Raw genomic sequence first — 24,802 nt, 5'->3', positions numbered from 1 at the left:
ACTCCTTTTTCTCGCTGCTCACGGTCTTCGCGCTGGCCTGCTTCGTCGGCTATTACGTGGTCTGGAGCGTGACGCCGGCGCTGCATACGCCGCTGATGAGCGTCACCAATGCGATCTCCTCGGTCATCATCGTCGGCGCGCTGATCGCCGCCGGCGCCTCGGCCGTATTCGATGCGTCCAAGATCTTCGGTCTGCTCGCCATTGCGCTGGCTGCCGTGAATATCTTCGGCGGCTTCCTCGTCACGCAGCGCATGCTGGCGATGTACAAGAAAAAAGAAAAGAAGTGAGGGCCGCGCCATGTCGCTCCAACTGACCGCGCTGCTCTATCTCATCAGCTCGATTCTCTTCATCCTCGCGCTGCGCGGGCTTTCCTCGCCGGAAACCAGCCGCAAGGGCAACACCTACGGCATGGTCGGCATGGGCATTGCCGTGCTGACCACCATTGCCAATCTCGGCGATCTGTCGGGCTCCATCGTCTGGGTGCTCGTCGCGCTGGTGATCGGCGGTGGCGTCGGCACCGTGCTGGCCCGTCGCATCCAGATGACGGCGATGCCGCAGCTGGTGGCCGCGATGCACAGCCTCGTCGGCCTCGCGGCCGTGCTGGTGGCGGCCGCCGCCTTCTACAACCCGGCGCCCTACGGCATCCTCAATGCCGCCGGCCAGATCACGGTGGCCGCGCGTATCGAGATGGCGCTCGGTGTTATCATCGGCATCATCACCTTCTCGGGTTCGCTGGTGGCCTTTGCCAAGCTGCAGGGCCTGGTCTCGGGCAGTCCGGTGATCTTCAAGGGCCAGCATCTGGTCAATGCCGCGATCGGCCTGGCCATCCTGGCCCTGACCGTGGCCTTCTGCATGAACCCGAGCCGCGAACTGTTCTGGGCCGTCACCATCCTGGCGCTGATCGTCGGCTTCACCATCATCATCCCGATCGGCGGCGCCGACATGCCCGTCGTTGTCTCGATGCTGAACAGCTATTCGGGCTGGGCTGCGGCCGGTATCGGTTTCACGCTGCAGAACCCGGCGCTGATCGTTACCGGTGCGCTGGTCGGCTCCTCGGGCGCGATCCTGTCCTACATCATGTGCAAGGGCATGAACCGCTCACTGTTCAACGTCATCCTCGGCGGCTTCGGTGGCGACACCTCGGCGGCTGCCGGCGGCGAGAAGGTCGACCGCGCCTACAAGAAGGGCTCGGCCGACGACGCCGCCTTCATCATGAAGAATGCGGGCAAGGTCATCATCGTGCCGGGCTACGGCATGGCGGTGTCGCAGGCCCAGCATGCCTTGCGCGAAATGGGCGACAAGCTGAAGGAAGAGGGCGTGGAAGTGAAATACGCCATCCATCCGGTGGCCGGCCGCATGCCGGGCCATATGAACGTGCTGCTGGCCGAAGCCAATGTGTCCTATGACGAGGTGTTCGAGCTGGAGGAGATCAACTCCGAATTCCAGACCGCCGACGTCGCCTTCGTGATCGGCGCCAATGACGTGACCAATCCGGCCGCGCGCGACGACCCCAAGAGCCCGATCTACGGCATGCCGATTCTCGACGTCGACAAGGCCAAGACCGTGCTGTTCGTGAAGCGCTCGATGGCCTCTGGTTACGCCGGTATCGACAACGAGCTGTTCTACAAGGACAACACGATGATGTTATTGGCCGACGCCAAGAAGATGGTCGAGGACATCGTGAAGGGGTTATAGCCCTTCCAAACATTTGTCCTGACGCGACGAAATTGTACTGAGCCAATCCAGCGGCCCGGGCCACCAGTCCGGGCCGTTTCTTATTTGGAACGGCTATAAAACATAGTCCTTTGCATACATATGAATCGTGCTAAACAGGCGCCCGCTTCGAGACCCCCGCCTATTTTGGCCGCCCGCCATGTCGACCGCCTACAGCCAGCGCCAGCCGCTTTCCTCCCGTGATCCTCTGATCTGGGATCCGGCAGCTATTGCCGCGGATATCGTCGATCTGGCGCATCGCGATCTGGAAAACGCCAACTTCGAAGGCCGCGCCATGGCGCGCGCCAAACTGGCCGGCAGCAATCTGCGCGCCGCGCGGTTCGGGCGCGCCGACCTGGCCGAAGCCGATCTGTTCGGGGCCGATCTGGCCCGTGCCGACCTGCAGCAGGCCAACCTGACCCGCGCCATCCTGCGCGGCACCAACCTGCGCGGCGCCAATCTGAACAACGCGATCCTGGTCGAGGCCGATTTTCGCGGCGGCGTGATGATGCGCCCCAATGCCGATACCCATGCGCAGCCGCGCGCCGGCACCGATATGTCCGATCTCAGCAACTGCCTGCTGGACTATGCCACGGCCTCGCGTGCGCAGTTCTCCGGCGTCGATCTGAGCGGCGCCTCGCTGGTCGGCGCGGATTTGTCCGGCGCGAATTTCTTCGGCAGCAGTTTGCGCGGCGCCGATCTCTCTTACGCCAACCTGAGCGGCGCGAATTTAAGCGACTCCCGCCTGATCGGCACGCGACTGACCGGCGCGAATTTGAGCGGTGCGCAGATCGTCAATGCCACGGTGGAGAATGTGAGCGCCTACGGCGCTGACTTCTCCGGCGCGACCCTGCGTGGCGTCGATGCGGCGGGTTTCAGCAAGGCCGCGCCGCCGCTGGTGACAGTTGCCGATTTCACCACCGACCTGCTGGGCGCGATCGCCCAGCATCGCGCCTGGATGCAGTCCGATGGCGTCGCCGGTCGCCAGCTCAATCTGGCCGGTCAGCGGCTGCCGTATCACGATTTCTCCGGCCTTGAACTGGATGGTGCCGAGTTCGCCGGCTGCGACCTGCGCGGCTGCAGCTTCGCGCGTGCCAGCCTGCTGCTGGCCAGCTTTGCCCGCGCCAACCTGACCGGCGCGAATTTCCAGGCGGCGCGGATCGCCGGCGTGCGCTTCAACGAGGCTGACCTGCGCTGGGCCGACCTGCAGCAGGCCGTGCCGGGCCAGTTGCCGATCTATCTCGGCAACGGAGGGTTCAGCGGCCGGCATCTCGCCACTGATTTCACGGCAGCAAAACTTGAGTCGGCCAAACTCGACGGCTTCGACCTCGCCGCCTGCCGGCGCTAGTCTTTCTGTAAATCGCCGTGCTGCAGCCCGCAGTAATAGGGCTCGCCCTGTTCGGCAAAGGCATTCAGCTTCGCATTGTAGCAGCGATGCTCGAAACCGTGCTTGTCGGTGATCGTCATCAGCGCCGGCACATGGCGGCCCTCTGCGTCGCGCGGACCGGTCAGGTAAAACGCCACGCGGTTGATGCGATAGCCCAGCACGCTTAAAGTCTTCAGCGCGGCCAGCCGCTCGCTCACGGCCAGCAGGAAGGTTTCGGCATTGGCGTGGTTCTGCCCCAGCCCCAGCGGCCGCTGGAAATCACCCACCAGCATCTGGTCGGGCAGAGCCGTGCCGATCAGGCGCGCCACCTGGATCGTCACGTCGCCGACGATGAAGGCGCCGGCATCGCTGCCGTTCTTGCGTGGCTGGTGGTAGACGAAATGGCTGCCGATGCTCAGGCACAGCCGCAGCACCGGCACGGCCTCACTATGCGTCGAGGTGCGCTTCAGTGCCGAGAACACGATCTGGAAAATGGCGACGGCGCAGAAGAAGTCGATATCGGCCCGCAGCCCTGAACGCTCGTTCCAGACATAAAAGCCGTCGCCCGTCGTGGTGCGGCCAAACGTCACCGCCAACCCTTGAGCGCGCGCCATCTCCTCGGCGAGGTTGAGCGAGAATTCCAGCGTGGTGAGCTGCGCGGCCTGCGCCTCCGGCTCGGCCTTGGAGAAGCCGACGATGTCGATCAGCAGCACGGCGCGGTGCAGCACCTTGCGCACGGTGAACAGGCGGAAGACCCGCTCGACCAGGGCCGGCGGGATGTCGCCGGCGGCTTCGCCGATGCGCTGTTCCAGCCGCAGCTCGACCGGCTGCACGTCCAGCAGGCGGGCGGCGTCGTCCAGCGCCGCGCCCTCCATCAGGGTTCCCTCGCTGAATACGGGAAGATGACGGCCGTGGTCGGCGAACAGCCGTACTTTCGGCAGGGTGATCACCTCGATGCCGTTCCGGCTGGGGCGCCAGCCGACCAGGGCATTGCTGCCGAACCGCCAAAGGTCGAAGAAGATCGCATGCAGCCGCTGCTGCAGGACGGCCTCTTCGTGGGAAATATGGCGGTTATCGGCGATCATTGCGGGGATGGGTCCGGCGCGGGGCGGCCGGGCTGTGTACCGCCGGCGCGGGCGGGAATCAACGACAAAACCGCAACTTTAGCGTCGCGGCCCGGGAACTTCCGGGCCGGTTTTCGCGTTTTTGTTGGTCGACTTATGCCAGGGCGGGGAGGAGTTCGGTCCTCGGCCTTGCAGGAATGAGAAAACCCCCTATTTTAGGGCGGTCATTCTACTACGGACTACCGGCCTGTTACCCCTTCGTTCGAGCTTTCGTTTCGGATGGGCGTCCAGACCTTCTAGCCCTGGACAAGTCTGATGCGCCGTACATGAGTGCGTCGCCGCTACATCTGAGACGAAGGAATACCCACATGGCCACTGGCACTGTGAAATGGTTTAACGGCACCAAGGGTTACGGCTTCATTCAGCCGGAAGCAGGCGGCGCGGACGTGTTCGTGCATATCTCTGCGGTTGAGCGCGCTGGCCTCAGCAGCCTCAACGAAGGTCAGAAGGTCGCTTACGAGATCCAGAACGACCCGAAGCGCGGCAAGAGCTCGGCGGTCAATCTCAAGGCCATGTAAGGCTTTCAGCCGAAGCATTTCGGGGGGCGTCCGGCAGCGGGCGCCCCTTCGTTTTTATTATAATCCCGATTTCCGGGTCAGGAGGGTGTGATGGCGTTCAAGCCGAATTACGGCCAGCAGCGCGCAGATCGCAATCGCGCCAAGGAACAGAAGAAGCAGGAAAAGCTGGAGCGCCGGCAGGAAGAAGCCGAGCGCCGCAAGGCGGCCGGCCTGCCGCCCGAGGATGAGGCGACGCCGTCGGACGGCGACAAGCCCGATCAGGACTGATCTGTTTTACATCCCCGGAGTTCGCCGTCATGGCCAAGAAAAAGTTCAATCCCAATTCCGCGTTTGCGGTCTTCAACGTCACCTACCAGGATGGCGCGCAGACCTCGAACCGCAAGGTGCCGATCGACAAGTTCGGCCAGTTCGATGAAGAGGAAGACGTGGCCCGCGCCTTCATCGAGGCGCAGGACCGCGAGATCGCCGACAAGTCGGGCCGCCCGCGCGGCCCGATCAAGGCCATTGAAAGAGTCGGCTGAACTAGCCGCGCTTCAGCTTCTCCAGCATCACATGCAGCGCCTGCAGGAAGGCCGAGCGGTCTTTCTGTGAAAACGGCCGCGGTCCGCCGCCGAAACTTTCGGTCGGATTGGCCGCGCGCAGGTCGCTCATCAGGTTGCGCGACGCCAGGTCCATGCCGATCGAGGCCTCGCTGAATTCGCGGCCCGTGGCGCTGAGCACTTTCGCGCCCGTCTTCACGCAGCGCGCCGCCAGCGGCACATCGGATGTCACCACCACATCGCCGGTGGCCGCCGTCTCGGCGATCCAGTCATCGGCCTTGTCCAGCCCCTCGGCCACCACCTGCAGCCGCAGCCAGGGCAGGTTGCGCGGCACGTTCAGCCAGCTGTTGGCCACCACCACCACGGCCACGCCATGGCGCTCGGCCACGCGGTAGACCTCGTCCTTGACGGGGCAGGCATCGGCATCCACATAGATCGTCGTCATGGCTGAATTTATGCCATGCCGTGCTAGGATCGCGCCATGAGCAAGGCCTTCACCAAAGAGAGCGATGCACCCGAGATCGACGAGGATCTCGAGGATGTCGCGCCGCCGATCCCGGCCGGGGCGAAGAACTACATCACGCCGGCCGGCCTGCGCCGCCTGCAGGACGAGCTGCGCCAGCTGAAATCGGTCGAGCGGCCCAAGGTGGTCGACATCGTCTCCTGGGCTGCCGGCAACGGCGACCGGTCCGAGAATGGCGACTATCTCTATGGCAAGAAGCGCCTGCGCGAGATCGACCGCCGCATCCGCTTCCTGCTCAAGCGGCTGGAAATCGCCGAGCCGGTCGATCCCAAGCTGCAGAAGAACCGCGAGCAGGTCTTCTTCGGCGCCACCGTGACCTATGAGCATAACGGCACCGAGCGCAGGGTGCGCATTGTCGGCATCGACGAGGCGCGGCTGGAAAACGGCGAGGTGAGCTGGATTGCGCCCATCGCGCGTGCGCTGATGAAGGCGCGCGCGGGCGATGTGGTGGAGCTGCGCACGCCGCATGGGCCGGAGCAGATCGAGGTGCTGGAGATCACCTATCAGGATGGAGATGACGCCACATGATGAAGGCGATTCCGGTCAAGGTGGCGGAGATCTACGTGCCGTCGAAATTCAAGGGCCAGCTGGATGCGGCGAAGGTGGCGGCGCTGGCTGACGAGATCGTCGGCGATGGCGAGCTGAAGGTGCCGATCCAGGTGCGCCGCGACGAGACGCAGAAACGCTACGTGCTGATCGCCGGCCTGCACCGGCTGGAAGCGATGCGCGCGCTCGGCGAGGCGACGATTGCCTGCTACATCGTGGCGGCGCGGAAGTTTTGACCGCCTATGACGCGATCATCCTCGGTGCCGGCGGCGCCGGGCTGTTCTGCGCCGGCATCGCCGCGCAGCGCGGCCGCCGCGTGCTGGTGCTGGACCATGCCGCCGCGCCCGGCGAGAAGATCCGCATTTCGGGCGGCGGACGCTGCAATTTCACCAATCTCCACGCTTCGCCGGCCGATTTCCTCTCCGACAATCCGCATTTCGCCAAATCGGCGCTGAAACGCTACACGCAGCACGACTTCATCGCGCTGGTCGAGAAACACGGCATTGCCTGGCATGAGAAGACCCTCGGCCAGCTGTTCTGCGACGGCTCCTCGCGGCAGATCATCCAGCTGCTGCTGGACGAGGCACGCGACGCGGATATTCGACTCTCATCACCCATCACCTCGATCGACAAGACCGGGAGCGGCTTCCGCGTCGGCACCGGCAGCGGCGTGTTCGAGGCGGCGAGACTGGTGCTGGCCACCGGCGGGCCGAGCATTCCGAAAATGGGCGCCACCGGCTTTGCCTATGACGTGGCGCAGCAGTTCGGCCTGAACGTGATCGCGCCCAGGCCGGCGCTGGCGCCGCTGACCTTTTCCGGCGTCGATGCCGCGCGCTGGGACGGCATGGCCGGCGTCGCCGTGCCCGATGCGGTCGCCAGTATCGGCAAGCGCAGATTCCGCGAGGCCGTGCTGTTCACCCATCGCGGCCTCAGCGGCCCGGCGATTCTGCAGATCTCAAGCTACTGGGAACAGGCCAGACGAGATGAAGCGGGCAGGGTGCAGCCGGTCACGCTCGATCTCTGCCCGGACGTGGACCTTTTCGCGGAGCTGAAAGCCGCGCGCAGCACGGCGCCGAAGCAGGAGCTGGCCACGCAGCTGGAAAAGCATCTGCCGGCGCGGCTGGCCAGGCGTATCGTCGAGCTGTCCAACGCGCCGGGCCGGATCGCGGATTTGAGCGATGCCCGGCTGCAGGCGGTGGCGGCACTGGCCAAGACCTGGCAGGTCACGCCGGCCGGCAGCGAAGGTTACGCCAAGGCCGAGGTCACGCTGGGCGGCATCGACACGGCAGCGCTGTCGTCGCAGAGCATGGAGGCCAGGGCCGTGCCCGGCCTGCATGTGATCGGCGAGGCGGTGGATGTCACCGGCCATCTCGGCGGCTTCAATTTCCAGTGGGCCTGGTCGTCCGGATTCGCCTGTGGCCAGGCGCTGTAAGGGGGCGCCGCCCGCCAGACACAGTCTGGTCACAGCGGTCGTGCGGATTTAGTCGTTGCTGCTGGCGTTGGTGTCGATCACGCCGAAGGTCTTCGACTTCTGGGTCCGCTCGGCCAGATCGAAGCCTTCCGCCGCCAGCCCGCGGCGCAGCAGCTCGCGCACGGCCGCCGCCCGGCTCGGCATCTGGCGCTTGAAACGCCAGTCATCCAGAGCGGTTAGCTCTTCCTGGGTCAGCATGATCTGGAGCCTTTCGCCCCTCGCCTGGCTGTCACTCATGGTCGCTCTCGCGTGGATCAGGTTTATGAGTAAATAATGCTTTATGAGTAAGTTTTCAAGGCCAAGCTCGGCCAGTTTTTGAGCCAGTTGCCCAAAATGGGCAAACTGCACCCATGGCTCAGTTTAAGTTATTAATAACATTAAGATATTTCCGGCTGTCCGGTTAAAATCGGGGTCAAGGAGATGGCCATGTCCCATCCGGATCACCCCACCAGGTTGCAGTCGCCCCCCGACACGGATACCCCGGCCAGAACCCGGGGCCTCATCGACCGCGACAGTTTCCTCAAGCTTGAGCCCGGCGCGCAGGAAACCCTGCTCCGCCAGACCCTGCTGCTCTATCTCACGGCGCTGGAACTGGCCGGCCTGAATGCCAGCGACTGGGAGTCGGCGGCCTTCACGGCGGCGGTCGACCATCTGGCCGCCCGGGCGCCGCTGCATGCCTATCACGAGATCGAGCGCATGCTGACGCCGCCGGACCGGCGGCCGGCGACGCGCAACACGGCGGGCCTGACCGCGATCCTGCGCGTGGAGACGAGCGAGGCCAGCGCGCTGCCGCAGCGGCTCGACCGCAACGGCATGCGCCGCCGCCTGCTGCAGCTCAGCGCGATCCAGTTGCCGATTGACATGGCGGATGCGCGGCGCAGCGTGATCGCCCGCAGCCGCCGCAAGCTGCAGCCGGCCATGGCGCAGTCCGAAGGCGACGAAGCCGGCGATTAAAGGCTGAACGCGTCATGCCCGCGCAGGCGGGCATCCAGCTTTCCCATAAGCCGTCATCCTCGGGCCAATACGTCATCCTCGGGCTTGACCCGAGGATCTCATGCAGACTGGCGAAAGGTCCTCGGATCAAGTCCGAGGACGACGTATGGTCATTGCGCCGCCTCGGCCGCGCGCTGCTTCGCCAGTTCGGCATCCAGGCTGCCGGGCGTGACTTCCGGCACGATCTGCCGGCTCTCGAAAATCTCCACGCTGGCGAAGATGCCCTGCGCGAAATAGGGATCGCGCGCCATATGCGCGTCCAGCGCCTTGCGGTCGGGCAGGTCCAGCACCATCAGGCTGCCCACCACCTTGCCACCTTCGTCCAGCATCGGCCCGCCATAGAGGAACACCTCGCGGCAGGTGGCGACGAACGCCAGATGCGCGCCGCGATGCCGGGCACGCAGCGGGCTGTTCGGTTTGTCTTTGGCGTAGATGATGAAGGGCATGGGGGATTCCGGAGAAGTAGAGGTGGGTGACTGGTATAATCCAGACTTGCAGATCAGAATGATGGCGTAAACCGGGGGCGATGAAGGATATGGAAGGAGCGTGACGTGAGCGTGGGGGGATATGTGGGGGCCGCTGTCTTCATCCTGCTCCCGTCTATTATTGTCTATCTCATACTGTTCTTCCTGTATCGCCGGCTGTTGCGGCGGCCGGTAAGCCGGCGGCGGCGTTTCTTCGCCATCGCCATCGCCCTGCTGTTGCTCGCCGCTGTCTACGGTGGACCCATCTATGATTTTGTCTCACGTGGTCCCTGGCTCATCGCCGAAACCAAGCGTGGCGATCCTGTGAAGCTGGCTGACGGTCAGCCGGTGTATCTGCCCTATTCGAAATACTGCACACGGGATTGCGCCAAGCTGCTGCTGAGCGGGCGAGTCTCCGCTGTCTATACGCCGGCTGCCCTGAGTAATGAGCCGCGTTTTCCCTGGGTCTCTTTTAAAGACGAGCCATCGCCGGCCGATGCCCCTGTGATGGAATGGCGGCTGACCAACCGGCCGGGTGCCTGCGACGACATGCAGATACAGGAAAACATGGTGGAGCATACTCGCTATCGCGCGCTGCTGGCGCAGGGCTACTGCTTCACCGGCACACGGTTAGAGCGGCCGGCGGACGGGATCGAAATCTGGCAAAGGGTCTGGATGGAAGACAAAGACCCGCGCCGTCGTGTCTGGCAGATTTCGCGGATTGCCGGTGGGGAGCGCGAAGTTCTGTTGCGTCAGCCCGTCTGGCGGGTCGCGTTGCCAACTTTCCCGCCCGTCTTTGCCTTCAAGATTTACTACGTGCCAGTTGGGATTGGAGCTTTCACCATCCCGATCGCCATCAGTTCGGACGATTTCGGCACGGCCGTCAGCCTACTCACGGATCTTCCGCTGCCGAAACAGGCCTCGCTCACCGATGGCGACAAGCTCGGCCCTTTGCTGATCGATGAGCCGGAAACCGTGGCGCGGGCAGCACTCCAGTCGCCCTCCGTTTACATGCAGCGCTCCGGCGTAGCGCTGATCTGCCTGATGCACCAGACTCAGCCAGATATTTATCCTGCCCGCTTCCAGGTTGAACTCAAAACCCTGCATGAAACGGCAAAAGATTACCGGCTGCGTATGGATGCCGGCAGCGTGCTGAGAACGCGGCCGAAGTTCATCCAGTGTGCGATGGTGTAGCGATTGGTCCAATGCTCGGCGAGTCAGGCTTGACCTTGCCGGCCAAGGCATCAAGACTGGCAAATAGTGGCCCCGATTGGGTGCTCCAAAACAAGGAAACGCCCGGCCATGTCGGCCCAAGATCAAAAACCGGTCACCGAAGGTGCGCCCTTCGATTACATCATTGTCGGCGGCGGAACGGCCGGCCTGCTGCTCGCCAACCGGCTGTCGCGCAATCCGCGCACCAAGGTGCTGGTGATCGAGGCCGGTGGCCGCGACAACTGGATCTGGCATCACATCCCCATCGGCTACCTTTTCGCCATCGGAAATCCGCGCGCCGACTGGTGCTACAGGACCGAGCCGGTGCCGGGGCTGAACAACCGCAGCATAGGCTATGCGCGCGGCAAGGTGATCGGCGGCTGCACGGCCATCAATGCGATGGTCTACATGCGCGGCCAGGTGCAGGATTACGACACCTGGGCGCAGATGGGCCTCAGCGGCTGGGGCTGGGACGATGTGCTGCCCTATTTCCTCAAGCATGAGGATCACGAAGCGGGCAAGTCGGAGATGCATAACTCGGGCGGCGAATGGCGCGTGGAAAACGCGCGCGTGCGCTGGCCGCTGATCGAGGCGGTGGCCGAGGCCGGCACGCAGATCGGCATTCCGCGCGTGTCGGATTTCAATCTCGGCACCAACGAGGGCTCGGGCTACTTCCAGGTCAACCAGAAGAAAGGCATGCGCTGGTCCACCAACGCCGCCTTCCTCCGCCCGGTGATCGACCAGCGCAACAATATCGCCCTGCTGCTGAAGGCGCATGTCGAGACAATCGAATTCGACACTTCGACAGACAACGGCCGCCCGCGCGCCACTTCGGTGATCGTGTCCGATGATTTCGAGCGCAAGCGCTTTGTCGCGCGCAAGGAGATCATTCTCTCGGCCGGCGCGATCAACTCGCCGCAGATTCTCCAGCTCAGCGGCATCGGGCCGGGCGAGCTGCTGAAACAGCACGGTATCGACGTGGTGCATCATGCGCCCGGCGTGGGCGAGAACCTGCAGGACCATCTGCAGCTGCGCACCATCTACAAGGTGAAGGGGCTGAAAACCATCAACGAGACGGGCTGGTTCGGCAAGGGCCTGATGGGGCTCGACTACATGCTGCGCCGGCGCGGCCCGCTCACCATGGCGCCCAGCACCTTCGGGATGTTCACGCGCTCCAGCCCTGACCATGCGACGCCGAATGTCGAATACCATATCCAGCCGCTGTCGCTCGATGCCTTTGGCTCGCCGCTGCACAGCTTCCCGGCCTTCACGGCGTCGGTCTGCAACCTGCGGCCGACCAGCCGCGGCCATGTCCGCATCAAGTCGCGCGATCCGCATGCGGCGCCGGCGATCCAGCCGAACTATCTCAGCACCGAAGACGATATCCGCGTGGCGGTGGACAGCCTGAAGCTGACGCGCCGCCTGGTCGCGGCGCCGGCCCTGGCGAAATACCAGCCGGAGGAATACCTGCCGGGCGCGGAGATCAACACCGAAGAGGATATGCGCGTGGCCGCCGGCCAGATCGGCGCCACGATTTTCCACCCGGTCGCCACCGCGAAAATGGGCGTCGACAGCGATCCGATGGCGGTGCTGGACGGGCGGTTGCGGGTCCGTGGCGTGGATGGCCTGCGCGTGATCGACGCCTCGGCGATGCCGCTGATCACCTCGGGCAATACCGCGTCGCCGACGCTGATGATCGCCGAGAAGGGCGCCGAGTTCATCCTGCAGGATAATAAGGGGTAGGAAAAACCAGTCGTCGTCCTCGGCCTTGAGCCGAGGAGCTCAGGCAGGATTGAGAGAGATCCTCGGGTCAAGCCCGAGGATGACTCTCACGGGAGGGGCCGAGGTCGACGGAGTGGCTCACCCACGGCCATGACGGGAGAGTGGAATGCCCATGTATGCTACGCCGTCAGGAAATGCGCCACGTTGAGGATTTTCGCCACGCCGCCATGCGTGGCGGATGCGTCTCCGAAGGGCAGCAGCAGGCGGCGATAGCGGCGATAGTCGCGGTTCATCCAGAACAGCGAACGCTCCACATAATGTGGCTGGCCGCTGCGTGAAACGAAATCGTATTCCGGCTGGATGCGCGCATTCTCGGCGCCGTGAAATTCCTCCATCCACTGGCCGGTGAATTCATGGCCATGCACCTCCACCATCCCGGTGCCGGCGAGGCGGCAGCGATAGCGCAAGCCGCCATCGGGCTGATGCAGCACCGCCCACAGCACCACATGCGGCAGCAGGTCAGGAATGGCCAGCGGATCGATCTCCGTCCGGTCCGGCAGGGTCAGGCCCTGGGCGGCCCCACGCTGTCGCGGCAGGCTTTGCCACCAGGTGTGCGCGCGCAGCAGCGGCGCATCGCGCAGCCGCGACATGTCGGCGCCGGCGCGAATGGCGCCAGTGTCGGCGCCAGGATGGGACTCGGAAGGCGGGGGCTGGATCATCGGGGCGGAGTGCGGGGAACGATGTCGCATCATGCCGCAGGGCACCGGCGCGGCGGCATTAATTCACGGTAATCATCCCGCCTGCCACGAGGCGGCCGCCTCACTCGCCGATGAAGCTGATCACGCTGAAGATCAGCGCCACGCGGTCGGGGGCGTTGCGCAAGGCGGGCGTGTCGCTGCGGCCCGCCGCGGCGCGATGCGTGAACGGCAGCATCAGGCGCAGATAGCGGTAGAAGGGCTTGTCGGCCCAGCTCATGCGGTGCTCGCTGCAGAGCGGACGGCGCAGGCGCACCACCGCATCGTATTCCACCTGCATCGCCACGCTCTCGTCGCGATACTGTTCATGCAGCCACTGGCCGCGCGCCTCGCGGCCGTAGAAATCGTTCAGCATCGTGCCGGCCAGGCGGCAGCGATACAGCAGGCGGCCCGGTGCGGTAGCGGTCCCCTCCGCAGCCGGCAGCACATCCCACAGGATCGCCCAGGCCAGCAGGTCGGGAATCTGGGTCGGGTCGAGACGGATGCGGTCGGGGATGAGGGCGGAATCCTCCTGCAGGCCCTGCCACCAGGCCAGCGCCCGGGTCAGGCGCGGATCGCTCACGCGTGACAGATCGGCAGCGCGGCGCAGTGCGTCAGACAGCCCGGGCGGCAGGCCGTCCGGCTGTGGGCCGGCCGCAGCAAGGCCTGCTGTTTTATGCACGTCGCCGGTCATGCGGGATCGCGTCCTCCGTTTCCCACTGATCTTGCGGGGAAACCGCGCAATCCGGAAGGGCTTTCGTCCTGTGCGGGAGGAAATGTCTGCACCATTCTCGTCACCACGCGGAACTTGAAATCCGGTCGTCGTGTTCCATATACGTTCTGGTAGTGCGGCCCCCGCGGATCAGCAGGCTGCAGGCGAACGAACCGCCGCGAACGCCCACGAACCGCCACGAACGCCAGCGAACCCCCACGAACGCTGGCGAACCCGGGCGAAGCGCCACGAACACCCGCGAACCGCTGCGAGCCGACATGCAAACGGCGGCCGGATGATCCGGCCGCCGTCAGGTATACCAAAAATGAGGTAAGGCTTAGCGGATACCGGCCGCCCGCACGATGCCGTCGGTGATCATCTTGGCGGCCTCGTCGGGGCCGACCCAGCCGGCCGACTTCACGAACTTGCCCTTTTCCAGGTCCTTGTAGTGGACGAAGAAATGCTCGATCTGCTCGATCAGGCTGGCCGGCAGGTCCTTGTAGGTCGCCACGTTGGTGTAGAAGGGATGCAGCTTGTCGACCGGCACGGCGATGATCTTCTCGTCGCCGCCGGCCTCGTCTTCCATCTTCAGCGCGCCGATCGGGCGCGAGCGGATCACGGCGCCGGGCACCACCGGCACATGGCTCACCACCATGATGTCGCAGGGGTCGCCGTCATTGCTCAGCGTATGCGGGATGAAGCCGTAATTCGCCGGGTAGAACATGGCGGTGTGCAGGAAACGGTCGACGAACAGCGCGCCGGAATCCTTGTCCAGCTCGTATTTCACCGGCACGCCGCCGGCCGGGATCTCGATCACGGCGTTGATGTCATAGGGCGGGCTCTTACCCACCGCAATGCGGGCGATATCCATTTGGGCGGTCCTTTGGACTCATGGGGGATGCAATAAGGCGGGCCCCTTTTCGCAAATGCAGCAAAAAACGCAACCGCTTGATCCCTAATATTTTCGTCGCATTTGCGGGCAAAGTCTTTAATTCAAAAGAAACGGCCGGTGACTAATATGGGGCGGAATTCAGCGGGGTGGGTATGCATCGGGAACGCAACGTCAAGATCGTCGCCACGCTGGGGCCGGCGTCCAGTACACCGGATCGCATCCGGGCGCTCGTCGAGGCCGGTGCCGACGTCTTCCGCCTCAATTTCAGCCATGGCAGCCATGACGATCACCTGGTCCGCATCCATGCCGTGCGCGCGCTGGAACAGGAGACCGGCCGGCCGATCGGGCTGCTGGCCGATCTGCAGGGCCCCAAGCTGCGCATCGGCGCTTTCAGGGATGGCGCCGTCGATCTCCTGCCGGGCCAGAATTTCCGTCTCGATATCGAAGGCACGCCGGGCGATGCCACCGGCGTGACGCTGCCGCATGCGGAAGTGCTGGCCAGCCTCAAGCCCGACACAGACCTGCTGCTGGATGACGGCAAGATCCGCCTGCGCGTCAAAGACGTCCATTCCGGCTGGGCGATGACCGAGGTGATGGTCGGCGGCCGGCTGTCGGATCGCAAGGGCGTCAACCTGCCCGATACGGTCGTGCCGCTGTCGGCGCTGACACCGAAGGATCGCGCCGACCTCGCCTTTGCGCTCGCGCATGGCGTCGACTGGGTGGCGCTGAGCTTCGTGCAGCGGCCAGACGATCTGCGCGAGGCGCGCGAGCTCATTCAGGGCCGCGCCGCGCTGCTGGCCAAGATCGAGAAGCCCTCGGCGGTGGATTGCCTGGATGAAATCGTCCTGCTCTGCGATGCGCTGATGGTGGCGCGCGGCGATCTCGGCGTCGAAATGCCGCTGCAGGCGGTGCCCGGACTGCAGAAGCGCATCGTCCGCACCGCGCGGCGCGCCGGCAAGCCCGTCGTGGTCGCGACCCAGATGCTGGAAAGCATGATCAAGGCGCCGGTGCCGACGCGCGCCGAAGTCTCCGATGTCGCGACAGCTGTTTATGACGGCGCCGATGCCATCATGCTGTCGGCGGAGTCCGCGTCCGGCGATTATCCGGTCGAATCCGTGCGCACCATGGACCAGATCGCGCGCCAGGTGGAACGCGACCCGCTCTATCGCGGCATCATGGATGCCGAACACAACAATCCGGAAAGCACCGCGTCGGACGCCATCACGGCGGCGGCGCGACAGGTGGCGGAAACCATCAACGCCGCCGCCATCGTCACCTATACGATGTCCGGCTCGACCGCATTGCGTGCGGCGCGTGAACGGCCGCGTTCGCCGATCCTGTGCCTCACCCCGCTGGTCGATACGGCGCGGCGGCTGACGCTCGCCTGGGGCGTCAATACCGTGGTGGCGCCGGACGCGATCAACTTCGCCGACATGATCGCCAAGGCGACCGCGCTGGCGCGCGCCAGCGGCCTGGCCAAGCCGGGCGATAACCTGGTGGTCACCGCCGGTGTGCCGTTCGGCTCGCCCGGCAACACCAATGTGCTGCGCATCGCCCGGGTGGATGCCGTATGAACCTGGCCGTGGTGTTTTCGCCGACCATCCTGCTGCTGATCGGTTCCAACATCCTGATGACCTTCGCCTGGTACTGGCACCTGAAATACCAGGACCATGCCCTGTGGAAGGTGATCCTGATTTCCTGGGGCATCGCCTTCTTCGAATACTGTCTCGCCGTGCCGGCCAACCGCATCGGCTATACGACCGGCGGCTTCACCGCGGCGCAGCTCAAGATCACGCAGGAAGTGATCACGCTCGGCGTGTTTGCGCTGTTTGCGGTTTTTTATCTGGGGGAAGGTCTGCGCTGGAACTATCTGGCCGCATTCGCCTGCCTGATCGGCGCCGTCTTTTTCATTTTCCAGAAGTAGCGCTTAAAGCTCTTTGGCGTCGATCCTGCGGCGCAGCTCTTTCAGCTTGTCGGCGCCGTCGTTCAGATGCGGATTGGCGGCCAGCGCGCGGCGATAGGCCTTCAGGGCCTCGGGCAGGTTGTCCAGCCGCTCCATGATGGTGCCAAGCCCGGACAGCGCACCGAAGTGGCGCGGTTCCAGTTTCAGCGTGCGTTCGATATCGGCCACCGAGCCGGCATAGTCGCCGGCCAGGAAACGCACCGAGGCGCGCTTGTTATAGGCTTCCGCATAATCGGGCTTCAGTTCGATCATGACGGAGAAAATCTCCTGGGCGCGGGCATAGTCGCCTTTTTCCATCACCGCGACACCGCCCTGCAGCAGGGCATCCAGGGTATCGGATTCCGACTTCGACCAGGCTGCCCAGATCTGGCGCTCGAGCTGCTTGGCTTCGACGGGGTTCTGGGTTTCCTGCAGTTTCTCGAACAGGCCATCGACGGCTGACTGCGCCTGCGCCGCCATGGTCGGCAGCAGCAGGGCGGGGAGCAGCAGGACAAGCGCCAGAGTCGCGATCAACCGCATAGAAGAATGGTAGGTCCGTCGTGGCGGCCCGGCAAGTCACGGAATCTTGTCCACCCGACGGAATAAACCCGAGGCTCGCCGGTCTTCCCCTTCAGTGGCGGCCATGCTGGCCGGCCGCGAACCGGAAAAGGGGAGTTCCCAATGACTATCCGCAACCTGATGCTGTCCGCCCTGCTGGTGACGGGCCTTGCCGCCTGCGCCACCCAGGCCACTGCGCCCGCCGTGCCGGGCGATACCGCGCTGGGTCCCGTGCTGGTCGATGCCAAGCGCATGACGCTCTATACTTTCGACCGCGACAACGCCATGCCGGGCAAGTCGGTCTGCAACGGTCCCTGCGCCACCAACTGGCCGCCGCTGGTGGCCAATGCCGGCGACATGGCCAAGGGCGACTGGACCATCATCACCCGTGACGACGGCAGCAAGCAGTGGGCCTACAAGGGCAAGCCGCTCTATGGCTGGGTCAAGGACACCAAGCCGGGCGAGACCACCGGCGACGGCTTCCTGAACGGCGCCTGGCACGTCGCCAAGCCGTAACGAAAGCAGGATCCGGCGGGCGGCGGCTGCCATTGCCGCCCGCCGGGCCTATACTGCAGGCCCATGCTGTTCCGTCGCCCACCGCACCCGATCGAAGCCGAGATTCCCCGGCTGCGGCGTTTTGCGCTGGCGCTGGCGCGCGACCGCGAAACCGCCGACGACCTGGTGCAGGACTGCGTGACCCGCGCACTGGCTGCCTGGGCAACGCGGCACGGCGACGACGCGGCCTTGCGGCCCTGGCTGTTCACCATTCTGCACAACCGCTGGCGTACGCGGCAGCAGCGTGAATGGGCAAGGCCTGACCGTGTGTCGCTGGAGGATGCCGGCGAGGGGCCGGAGATCAGCGGCGGCCAGTGGGAAGCACTGGAACTGCGCGACCTGGACACCGCCCTGGCGAAACTGTCCGAGGAGCAGCGCGCCGTGCTGCTGCTGGTTGGCGTGGAAGGTTTGAGTTACGAGGAGACCGCGCGCGTGCAGGGCGTTCCGATCGGCACCGTGATGTCGCGGCTGGCGCGGGCGCGCGATCGCCTGCGGAGCCTGATGGACGGCGAGCCGCCGCAAACCAGTGAGAGTGGCGGACGCACGCATCTGAGGAGGGTGAAATGACCGGCAAGCCAGCAGCCATCACCGAGCCCGATCTGGTGGCCTATGTCGATGACCGGCTGCCGTCCGAGCGGCGCGCCGATGTCGAGGCGCATCTGGCACTGAATGCCGAGGATGCCGCGCGCGTCGCCGCCTGGCAGCAGCAGGCCGACGATCTGCGCGTGCATTTCGACCGCGATCTGAATGAACCCGTACCGGCGGAAATGGCGGCGCTGTTCGCGCAGCGCCCATCTATGCCGGGTCCTCTGTTGCGCATGGCCGCTGTGCTGGCGCTGGTGCTGCTGGGCGCAGGTGCGGGCTGGTACGGCCGTGGTGTCTTTGCGCCGGTCGAAATTGTGGCGGCGCTGCCGCAGGAAGCGACGCGCGCGCATCTGGTCTACAGCCGTGAAGTGCTGCATCCGGTCGAGGTGACAGCCAAGGAAGAACAGCATCTGGTGGCCTGGCTGTCGAAGCGGCTGGGTACCGCGCTGAAAGTGCCGAGCCTGTCGGGACAGGGTTTCGGGCTGGTTGGCGGCCGCCTGCTGCCGGCTTCCAGCGGCAACCATGCTGCCGCGCAGTTCATGTATGAAAATCGCCAGGGCCAGCGGCTCACGCTCTATGTGCGCTCGGGCGAAGGCGGCGGCGACACGTCGTTCCGCTTCACCGGCGAAGGCAACGCAGTGGCCTTCTACTGGGTGGAAGACGGGTTTGGCTATGCGCTGACGGGCGAGACTGGCCGCGAGGCCCTGCTGCCGGCGGCGCGCGCCGTCTACGAGCAGCTGACGCGCTAACTGAAAATCTGCTTCAGCAGCGCCGCGCCGAGCGGATGCTCAGGATCGGCGGCCGCGAATTTGATGGTGAAGTGGTTGCCGTTCGCCATCACCAGCAGGTTCGAGCGGATCCCGGCGTCGCGGCAGGCCTGATGGAAGTCGATGCTCTGGTTGCGCCAGGCCTCGGGCTCGTCGGCGCCGTAGGCAACGAGCACCGGACCTTTGATCTTCGGTGGAAAATCCGTGACGCTGTTGCGCGTGGCCATCGCGTTATCCAGCCTGATCGACTCATTCACGCTGATCTGCAGCACGGGTTCCAGCGAATAGACACCGCTGATCAGGCCCAGGGACGCCACCGCCGGCTGCGGACCAAGATCCTTGGGCCAGGGCGCGGCGACCATCATGGCGGCGAGATGTGCGCCGGCCGAATGACCGATGACATGCAGCTTCGCCGGATCGGCGCCCCAGTCGGCGGCTTTGGTCGCGACATGCGCCAGCGCTTCCTGCATCTCGCGCACGATGGCATCCAGTGTCACCTGCGGGCAGAGATCGTAATTCAGGTTCACAACGACTGCGCCGCGATCGAGATAGGGCGGCAGCGCGAAGGTCATGGTGTTCTTGTCGAGGCCGCGCCAGTAGCCGCCATGAATCACCACCACCAGCGGCGCGCCGGCTTTGGTATCTTTCGGTTTGTGCAGGTCATAGGTTTGCAACGGACCAGAGCCATAGCGCAGGTCGTAGTCGCCGCCAATGGCAGCGCGGGTGGCCGAGGATTTCGCAACATAGGCATCGAAATGCTGCTGGAAATCCGGCACAGCGGAGCGCGGATTATACTGGGCTTCGAGCTGGTCCTGAGGAAGTTTACGCCAGTCAAAGCTCATATCCGCCTCACTCGTTGTAAGTCCCTGCGACGCGGGCGCGCACTTTCAGCAGTGCCAGCACGGTGTCGATGGTCGGGGTTGCGATATCCAGTTTACGCGCCAGTTCGGCAATCACGCCGATCAGGCCGCCGATTTCCATCGGTCGCCCGGCTTCCAGATCCTGCAGCATCGAGGTCTTGTGCGGGCCGACCTTCTCGGCCATGCCCATGCGTTCCTCGACGCTGACCGGGAAACTGATACCGATCTTTTCGCCGACCAGCCGGGATTCAACCATCATCGCGCCCAGCACGGCGCGCGCATCGTCGTCGCGCGACAGGCCTTCGAGCGTGCCATGGGTCAGCACGCTGACCGGATTGTAGGACAGGTTGCCCCACAGCTTGGTCCAGATTTCCTGGCGGATATTGTCATGCACCGGCGCGTCGATGCCGGCCGCAGTGAGCGCCGCGCTGATGCGCTGGATGCGGGTGCTGCGGCTGTTGTCGGGCTCGCCGATCGGCAGGCGATTGCCATTGCCGTGCTGGATCACACCGGGCGCGGAGATCGCGCCGGCCATCCAGACCACGCTGCCGATGGCGCGCTGCGGCCCGATCAGATCCCACTGGCGGCTGCCGGGATCGACCGACGCGATGCGGGACCCATCAAGCGGGCCGCCATGTTTGTGGAAATACCAGTAGGGCACGCCGTTCATCGCCGTGATCATGGCGGTGTCGGTGCCGAACAGCGGCTGCATCTTCTCGGCCATGGCGGGCACCGCCGGGGCCTTCAGGCTGAGGATGACCAGATCCTGTGCGCCTGCCTCGGCCGGATTGTCCGTGCAGGCCGGATGCGTGACGAAACGCTCGCCGCCTTTGCTCTCAATAGTAAGGCCATTGCTGCGGATCGCGTCGCGATGCGGGCCGCGCGCAATCAGCGTGACATCATGGCCGCCGCGGGCAAGGAGGCCGCCGATATAGCCGCCAATGGCGCCAGCGCCGACGATGGCTATACGCATCGGGGCAATCTTCATGCCCCGGTTTCCACGTTGGGACGATGCTGCGCCATCCAGTGCGCGAGCCGCTCGCGATCAGTTGCGCTGACCCACAGGCCGCATTTGGTGCGGCGCCACAGCACGTCATCGGCCTCGCGCGCCCATTCGCGGCGCATCAGATAGTCGACTTCACGCGAATAGAGGCCGCCGCCAAAGCTCTCGCCCAGATCGCTGGCCCATTGCGCATCGCCCAGGATTTCATGCGCGGCGTTGCCATGGCGACGCGCCAGACGCGCCAGCCAGGCCGGATCGAGGCCGGGATATTTGTGGCGCAGGTCGGCCACGAAAGCGTCGAAGGCCATGCCGAGTTCGCCGCCGGGCAGCGGCTTGGTGCCCGACCACGGCTTGCCCATCTTCGGATAGAAGGGCGCCAGCTTCTGCAACGCGTGCTCGGCCAGGCGGCGCGAGGTGGTGAGCTTGCCGCCGTAAACCGACAGCAGCGGCGGCTCACCGCTTTTGCCCTCGAGGTCGAGCACGTAGTCGCGCGTGATCGCGGACGGATCACTGTCGCCGTCGTCATAGAGCGGCCGCACGCCGGCAAAGGACCACACGATCTGTTCGCGCGTCACCGGCTGCTTGAAATACTCGCTGGCAGCGTCCAGCAGGTAGGTGGTCTCCTCCTCGCTGATGCGCGGCGGACCTTCCCATTTTTCCAGCTGGATATCGGTGGTGCCGATCAGCGTGAAATCGCGCTCGTAAGGAATGGCGAAGATGATGCGATTGTCGGCATTCTGGAAGATGTAGCAGTGATCGCCGTCGAACAGCTTTTTGGTAACGATATGGCTGCCCTTGATCAGACGCACGCTGTTTTTCGGATTCTGGCCAAACGCGCCGGTCAGCGTCTCGCGCACCCAGGGGCCGCCAGCATTGACGATGCCGCGCGCAGTCACTTCGCGGCTGACGTTGGTGATCTGGTCGGTCAGCGTGACATGCCACAGGCCACCGTCGCGGCGGGCGGCGGTGACGGCCGTGCGGGTAAAGATTTGCCCGCCCATGCTGCGCGCCGCCATGGCGTTCAGCACCACCAGGCGGGCATCGTCCACCCAGCAGTCGGAATATTCGAAGCCGCGCTTGAACTCTTTCTTCAGCGGACGACCGCGGGCATCGCCCTGCGTGAAGTCGACGCTGACGGAGCCGGGCAGGGTGACGCGGCCGGCGAGATTGTCATAGAGGAACAGGCCGATGCGGATCATCCAGGCCGGACGCAGGCCGGGATGGTGCGGCAGGACGAAGCGCAGCGGCCAGATGATATGTGGCGCCATCTTCATCAGCACTTCGCGTTCGCCCAGTGCCTCGCGCACCAGACGGAATTCGTAATGCTCCAGATAGCGCAGGCCACCATGGATCAGCTTGGTAGCGGCCGAGGAGGTGGCGCCGGCGAGGTCGTTGCGCTCGGCGAGGATGATGCTGAGGCCGCGTCCGGCGGCATCGCGGGCGATGCCCGTGCCGTTGACGCCGCCGCCGATGATCAGGAGATCGGCCGGTTCAGAAGACATAGGAAAACCTGACAAAACCGTGGGAAGGCGGGCCAAGAAAACTGGAGGGGGCCTTTATACGTTCATGCTCACTTGCTGTGCAAGGTCGAGGTCCAGCCGGCCGCGCCGTCCGCCGCTGCGGTAGGCCTGGATGGCCTCCGCCCGTGCCTCGTCGGAAATCGGGGTTTCCTCCGTTTGGGCGATCTGCTGGGTATGCCAGGTGTTGAGGCCAAAGGCCTCGCGCCAGGCCCGGCGGCGTTCCAGATGGGGCGGAATTTCAATGCTGCCGGCTTCGGCCGCCGGTTCGCCGCGATCGGTGCGACGGCGCATCAGCTGGCTGATGGCAGCTCCGGCTGCATCCCGGGTTTTCTGCAACAGGCCGGTTTTGGGCGCGGTCTGCTCGCCGGCTTCGTCAGTCGTGCTGAAACGCTGTGAGGCGGCGGTCTGACGTTTGCGCTGGGCGATTTCGGAGGCGGAATCGGACTGCTGGCCACCCACAGGTGTCAGTGCTGTGCCGATGCCGAAAATGCTGCTCATGCCGCCCCGTTATCCGGGCCGGACTCAAGCAGGGATTCGGTAAATAACGGGTTAACCGGGCAGAAGACTCACGATTTTGCCAGCCGGTCGAGACGATAGACCTCGATCTCACCCATGCGGCCCTTCACCGCCATGCGGCCGACATACGGCGGGCGGGGGTCGAAGCCGGCTGACGTCACAGTTTCGGCACTGACCAGCGCGATGAACTGCTCGCTGTCCTGCTGGTGGTCATGGCCAAGCTGTTCCAGCCGCTGGGCGGTATTCACCGTGTCACCCACCACGGTGTAGTTGATGCGGCCGGGCGCACCGATATTGCCGATCACGACCGGACCGGAATGCAGGCCGATGCGCATGCGCAGGATCGGTTTGCCCAGCATGGCATGGCGCGCATTGTCGGCGGCCAGCGCCTTGCAGATTTCGTCCACCGCACGACAGGCATTGGCGGCGTGGTCCTCGTCGCGCTTGATCGCGCCCCAGACGGCCATCACCGCGTCGCCGATGAATTTGTCGACGATGCCGCCGGTGCCTTCGATGCAGGCGGTTACCAGCGCAAAATGCTCGTTCAGGATATCGGCGGTTTCCTGCGCGCTCATCTGCTCCGACATGGCCGTGAAGCCGACCAGGTCGGTGAACATCACGGTGACGGGGCGCTCCTTGCTGGTATTGATCGCGTCTTCGCCCTCGCGCACCAGCCGGTTGACCAGCTTGCGCGGCACATAGTTGCCGAACCAGCGCAGCGCGGCATTGGCGGCGTTGATCGCCTGGGCGGCGTCGTCCAGTTCGCGCAGGCGTGTGCGTTCCAGCGGAGGTGTGTCGAAATCCAGGTTGCGCAGGCGGTTGGCGGCATCGCCGATCGCCAGCAGCGGCTTGCGGATCAGATGACCGAGACGCCATGCCACCAGCAGCGACAGGATCAGGCTGATGCCGCCGACGACCACCGATACCCGCAGGCGGTTCACCTCGGTTTCGACCAGATCGAAGGGGAAGTAGCGGCCGACGAGCCAGGGCGTTTCGCCATACACGTTGAGGCGGCGGTAGACGAAAATCCAGCGACGATTCTCGGCCTCGACGATATGCGCGCCGTCGCTGCCCAGCATGGCGCGGGCCGCCAGCATGTCGATCTGTCCGCTCCAGATATTCTGCAGCACCGGATCATGGATATCCTGCAGCCGTGGCACGGGCTTTTCCATCGACAGCTTGTAGTCGTGGTTCAGCAGCGTGGGATGCGCCAGCACGGCATCATCGCCGTAGAGGATGAAGTTGACGGCCTCGCCATCCGTACTGTCGGTTTCCAAAAGGCGCGTCAGCGTGCCGAGCGACACCACGGCCAGCGCTTCGCCGATAAAGATGTTGTCCAGCACCACCGGCGCATGGGCATTGATCAGTGCCTGGCCGATATCGGGGTTCCAGATCAGCGCGCCCCAGCCGACCGGGTTGCGGTATGCGTCGGTGCGACCGGCAGTTTCGCGCAGGCGCCGCACGGCTTCCTCGCGGGCAGGCCGGTCAAAATAGTCGGCAATCGAGTCGTGCAGCGGTTCATAGCGCCCGCCCGGGTGGCGCTGCACGCGCGTTGCGATCAGGTCGTTGCGCAGGAAGGCGATGGCATCCACCTGCGGCAGCGCATCCAGCGTCGCCACCATGTAATCGGTCAGGCGGCCGATTTCGTTGATGCCGATCTGCCTGGTCTGCAGCCGCTGACGCAGCATCTCGACCTGGCGTGCGGCTGGATCGAGCTGCTGCTGCGTGCGCTCGGTCAGCCGGTTGACGATGCGGTCGTTGCGGTCGCGCAGCAGTTCAACGGTGTTGAGACGGCCGCTGACCAGTGCGATGCCATAGGCGAGGCCGGCCAGCAGCATCAATGCGCCGACGCCGACGGTCAGCACGCGCGAAATCGACAGGCGCACACGATGGCGGCCCGCCTCGGGCGGCGGGTTGACGGTTGGCAGGGGTTCAGTCAAAGACGGATGGGCAGCGGAACGCGCTGC

General features: G+C 64.8%; 29 protein-coding genes and 1 pseudogene. 17 read left to right on the top strand and 13 right to left on the bottom strand.

All coding sequences use genetic code 11. The features are described 5' to 3' along the window. Positions 1-5: 5 nt before the first annotated feature. The 3 genes and pseudogenes from FNB15_RS20830 to FNB15_RS20820 form a co-directional block, all read left to right on the top strand. Positions 6-287 (top strand): annotated as a pseudogene (locus tag FNB15_RS20830) (proton-translocating transhydrogenase family protein); the annotation flags it as partial. A gap of 10 nt (positions 288-297) precedes the next feature. Then, positions 298-1,695, top strand: a complete 1,398-nt coding sequence (locus tag FNB15_RS20825) for an NAD(P)(+) transhydrogenase (Re/Si-specific) subunit beta (RefSeq protein ID WP_144258552.1) — start codon at positions 298-300, stop codon at positions 1,693-1,695. Positions 1,696-1,873: 178 nt separating this feature from the next. Continuing rightward, positions 1,874-3,061 carry a pentapeptide repeat-containing protein gene (locus tag FNB15_RS20820; RefSeq protein ID WP_144258551.1) on the top strand — a complete coding sequence of 396 codons (1,188 nt, stop codon included), beginning with the start codon at positions 1,874-1,876 and terminating at the stop codon, positions 3,059-3,061. On the opposite strand, the gene FNB15_RS20815 is transcribed toward FNB15_RS20820, so the two are convergent. After that, a complete protein-coding gene (locus tag FNB15_RS20815; protein ID WP_144258550.1) occupies positions 3,058-4,164 on the bottom strand; it encodes a hypothetical protein in 1,107 nt (368 codons plus the stop codon). The genes FNB15_RS20820 and FNB15_RS20815 overlap by 4 nt on opposite strands. Positions 4,165-4,511: 347 nt before the next feature. Here FNB15_RS20815 and FNB15_RS20810 point away from each other — a divergent pair, with 347 nt between their 5' ends. The 3 genes from FNB15_RS20810 to FNB15_RS20805 all read left to right on the top strand — a co-directional run bounded on the left by FNB15_RS20810 (position 4,512) and on the right by FNB15_RS20805 (position 5,242). After that, the gene (locus FNB15_RS20810; protein WP_144258549.1) at positions 4,512-4,721 is read left to right on the top strand and encodes a cold-shock protein; all 210 of its coding nucleotides are present in this window, start codon (positions 4,512-4,514) and stop codon (positions 4,719-4,721) included. A 90-nt stretch (positions 4,722-4,811) separates the two neighbouring features. After that, positions 4,812-4,988 carry a hypothetical protein gene (locus FNB15_RS21025; RefSeq protein WP_185973647.1) on the top strand — a complete coding sequence of 59 codons (177 nt, stop codon included), beginning with the start codon at positions 4,812-4,814 and terminating at the stop codon, positions 4,986-4,988. Between the two features lie 29 nt (positions 4,989-5,017). Further along, complete coding sequence (locus FNB15_RS20805) at positions 5,018-5,242, top strand: hypothetical protein (protein WP_144258548.1); 225 nt, start codon at positions 5,018-5,020, stop codon at positions 5,240-5,242. 1 nt (position 5,243) lies between these two features. On the opposite strand, the gene FNB15_RS20800 is transcribed toward FNB15_RS20805, so the two are convergent. After that, complete coding sequence (locus tag FNB15_RS20800) at positions 5,244-5,705, bottom strand: YaiI/YqxD family protein (protein WP_144258547.1); 462 nt, start codon at positions 5,703-5,705, stop codon at positions 5,244-5,246. A 36-nt stretch (positions 5,706-5,741) separates the two neighbouring features. Here FNB15_RS20800 and greB point away from each other — a divergent pair, with 36 nt between their 5' ends. From greB to FNB15_RS20785, 3 genes are read left to right on the top strand one after another with little or no spacing between them, the layout of a single operon-like run. After that, complete coding sequence (greB, locus tag FNB15_RS20795; RefSeq protein WP_144258546.1) at positions 5,742-6,311, top strand: transcription elongation factor GreB; 570 nt, start codon at positions 5,742-5,744, stop codon at positions 6,309-6,311. Continuing rightward, positions 6,308-6,565, top strand: a complete 258-nt coding sequence (locus tag FNB15_RS20790) for a ParB N-terminal domain-containing protein (RefSeq protein ID WP_221932703.1) — start codon at positions 6,308-6,310, stop codon at positions 6,563-6,565. The genes greB and FNB15_RS20790 overlap by 4 nt, the downstream gene beginning before the upstream one ends. After that, positions 6,562-7,761, top strand: a complete 1,200-nt coding sequence (locus FNB15_RS20785) for a BaiN/RdsA family NAD(P)/FAD-dependent oxidoreductase (RefSeq protein WP_144258545.1) — start codon at positions 6,562-6,564, stop codon at positions 7,759-7,761. Before FNB15_RS20790 ends, FNB15_RS20785 begins: the two co-directional genes overlap by 4 nt. Positions 7,762-7,809: 48 nt before the next feature. Here FNB15_RS20785 and FNB15_RS20780 read toward each other — a convergent pair whose 3' ends face one another. Continuing rightward, the gene (locus tag FNB15_RS20780; protein ID WP_144258544.1) at positions 7,810-8,037 is read right to left on the bottom strand and encodes a hypothetical protein; all 228 of its coding nucleotides are present in this window, start codon (positions 8,035-8,037) and stop codon (positions 7,810-7,812) included. Positions 8,038-8,226: 189 nt separating this feature from the next. Between FNB15_RS20780 and FNB15_RS20775 the strand changes: the two genes are divergently transcribed. Next, positions 8,227-8,754 (top strand): hypothetical protein, encoded by a 528-nt coding sequence (locus FNB15_RS20775; protein WP_144258543.1) that lies wholly within the window; start codon positions 8,227-8,229, stop codon positions 8,752-8,754. A 149-nt stretch (positions 8,755-8,903) separates the two neighbouring features. Here FNB15_RS20775 and FNB15_RS20770 read toward each other — a convergent pair whose 3' ends face one another. Beyond that, complete coding sequence (locus FNB15_RS20770; RefSeq protein ID WP_144258542.1) at positions 8,904-9,239, bottom strand: YciI family protein; 336 nt, start codon at positions 9,237-9,239, stop codon at positions 8,904-8,906. 105 nt (positions 9,240-9,344) lie between these two features. Between FNB15_RS20770 and FNB15_RS20765 the strand changes: the two genes are divergently transcribed. After that, a complete protein-coding gene (locus FNB15_RS20765; RefSeq protein WP_144258541.1) occupies positions 9,345-10,451 on the top strand; it encodes a hypothetical protein in 1,107 nt (368 codons plus the stop codon). A gap of 108 nt (positions 10,452-10,559) precedes the next feature. Then, positions 10,560-12,212, top strand: a complete 1,653-nt coding sequence (locus FNB15_RS20760) for a GMC family oxidoreductase (RefSeq protein ID WP_144258540.1) — start codon at positions 10,560-10,562, stop codon at positions 12,210-12,212. Positions 12,213-12,370: 158 nt separating this feature from the next. Here the strand turns inward: FNB15_RS20760 and FNB15_RS20755 are convergent, their stop codons facing one another. From FNB15_RS20755 to ppa, 3 genes are all read right to left on the bottom strand, one after another. Then, on the bottom strand, positions 12,371-12,910 hold the full coding sequence (locus tag FNB15_RS20755; protein WP_185973646.1) for a PAS domain-containing protein: 540 nt from the start codon (positions 12,908-12,910) through the stop codon (positions 12,371-12,373). 100 nt (positions 12,911-13,010) lie between these two features. Then, positions 13,011-13,619, bottom strand: a complete 609-nt coding sequence (locus FNB15_RS20750) for a PAS domain-containing protein (protein WP_144258538.1) — start codon at positions 13,617-13,619, stop codon at positions 13,011-13,013. Between the two features lie 355 nt (positions 13,620-13,974). Beyond that, positions 13,975-14,508 (bottom strand): inorganic diphosphatase, encoded by a 534-nt coding sequence (gene ppa / locus FNB15_RS20745; protein WP_144258537.1) that lies wholly within the window; start codon positions 14,506-14,508, stop codon positions 13,975-13,977. 173 nt (positions 14,509-14,681) lie between these two features. Between ppa and pyk the strand changes: the two genes are divergently transcribed. Together pyk and FNB15_RS20735 are read left to right on the top strand one after the other, a co-directional pair. Next, on the top strand, positions 14,682-16,103 hold the full coding sequence (gene pyk, locus FNB15_RS20740; RefSeq protein WP_144258864.1) for a pyruvate kinase: 1,422 nt from the start codon (positions 14,682-14,684) through the stop codon (positions 16,101-16,103). Further along, positions 16,100-16,453, top strand: coding sequence for a DMT family protein (locus FNB15_RS20735; RefSeq protein ID WP_144258536.1), 354 nt, complete (start codon positions 16,100-16,102; stop codon positions 16,451-16,453). The genes pyk and FNB15_RS20735 overlap by 4 nt, the downstream gene beginning before the upstream one ends. Before the next feature lie 3 nt (positions 16,454-16,456). On the opposite strand, the gene FNB15_RS20730 is transcribed toward FNB15_RS20735, so the two are convergent. Beyond that, entirely contained in the window at positions 16,457-17,011 is a 555-nt protein-coding gene (locus FNB15_RS20730; protein WP_144258535.1) for a tetratricopeptide repeat protein, read from the bottom strand. Positions 17,012-17,152: 141 nt separating this feature from the next. On the opposite strand from FNB15_RS20730, the gene FNB15_RS20725 reads away from it, so the two are divergent. The 3 genes from FNB15_RS20725 (at position 17,153) to FNB15_RS20715 (ending at position 18,918) form a co-directional block, all read left to right on the top strand. Then, complete coding sequence (locus FNB15_RS20725; protein WP_221932702.1) at positions 17,153-17,545, top strand: COG4315 family predicted lipoprotein; 393 nt, start codon at positions 17,153-17,155, stop codon at positions 17,543-17,545. Positions 17,546-17,608: 63 nt separating this feature from the next. Continuing rightward, on the top strand, positions 17,609-18,151 hold the full coding sequence (locus FNB15_RS20720; protein ID WP_144258534.1) for an RNA polymerase sigma factor: 543 nt from the start codon (positions 17,609-17,611) through the stop codon (positions 18,149-18,151). Then, the gene (locus tag FNB15_RS20715; RefSeq protein ID WP_144258533.1) at positions 18,148-18,918 is read left to right on the top strand and encodes an anti-sigma factor family protein; all 771 of its coding nucleotides are present in this window, start codon (positions 18,148-18,150) and stop codon (positions 18,916-18,918) included. Before FNB15_RS20720 ends, FNB15_RS20715 begins: the two co-directional genes overlap by 4 nt. Here FNB15_RS20715 and FNB15_RS20710 read toward each other — a convergent pair. The 5 genes from FNB15_RS20710 to FNB15_RS20690 form a co-directional block, all read right to left on the bottom strand. Next, a complete protein-coding gene (locus tag FNB15_RS20710; RefSeq protein ID WP_144258532.1) occupies positions 18,915-19,778 on the bottom strand; it encodes an alpha/beta hydrolase in 864 nt (287 codons plus the stop codon). The genes FNB15_RS20715 and FNB15_RS20710 overlap by 4 nt on opposite strands. 7 nt (positions 19,779-19,785) lie before the next feature. Next, positions 19,786-20,784 (bottom strand): 2-dehydropantoate 2-reductase, encoded by a 999-nt coding sequence (locus FNB15_RS20705; protein ID WP_246068748.1) that lies wholly within the window; start codon positions 20,782-20,784, stop codon positions 19,786-19,788. Continuing rightward, a complete protein-coding gene (glpD, locus tag FNB15_RS20700; RefSeq protein ID WP_144258531.1) occupies positions 20,781-22,301 on the bottom strand; it encodes a glycerol-3-phosphate dehydrogenase in 1,521 nt (506 codons plus the stop codon). Before glpD ends, FNB15_RS20705 begins: the two co-directional genes overlap by 4 nt. 54 nt (positions 22,302-22,355) lie before the next feature. Further along, positions 22,356-22,817: a hypothetical protein gene (locus tag FNB15_RS20695; protein WP_144258530.1), complete on the bottom strand. Its 462-nt coding sequence runs from the start codon at positions 22,815-22,817 to the stop codon at positions 22,356-22,358. A gap of 68 nt (positions 22,818-22,885) precedes the next feature. Continuing rightward, positions 22,886-24,775 carry an adenylate/guanylate cyclase domain-containing protein gene (locus tag FNB15_RS20690; RefSeq protein ID WP_185973645.1) on the bottom strand — a complete coding sequence of 630 codons (1,890 nt, stop codon included), beginning with the start codon at positions 24,773-24,775 and terminating at the stop codon, positions 22,886-22,888. Positions 24,776-24,802: the final 27 nt, after the last annotated feature.

Origin of the sequence: Ferrovibrio terrae, assembly GCF_007197755.1 — a bacterium.
In the GTDB taxonomy this organism is placed as follows: Bacteria; Pseudomonadota; Alphaproteobacteria; order Ferrovibrionales; family Ferrovibrionaceae; genus Ferrovibrio; species Ferrovibrio terrae.
Note: the sequence above shows the minus strand (reverse complement) of the source record. Positions and strands in the feature narration are given on the sequence as shown.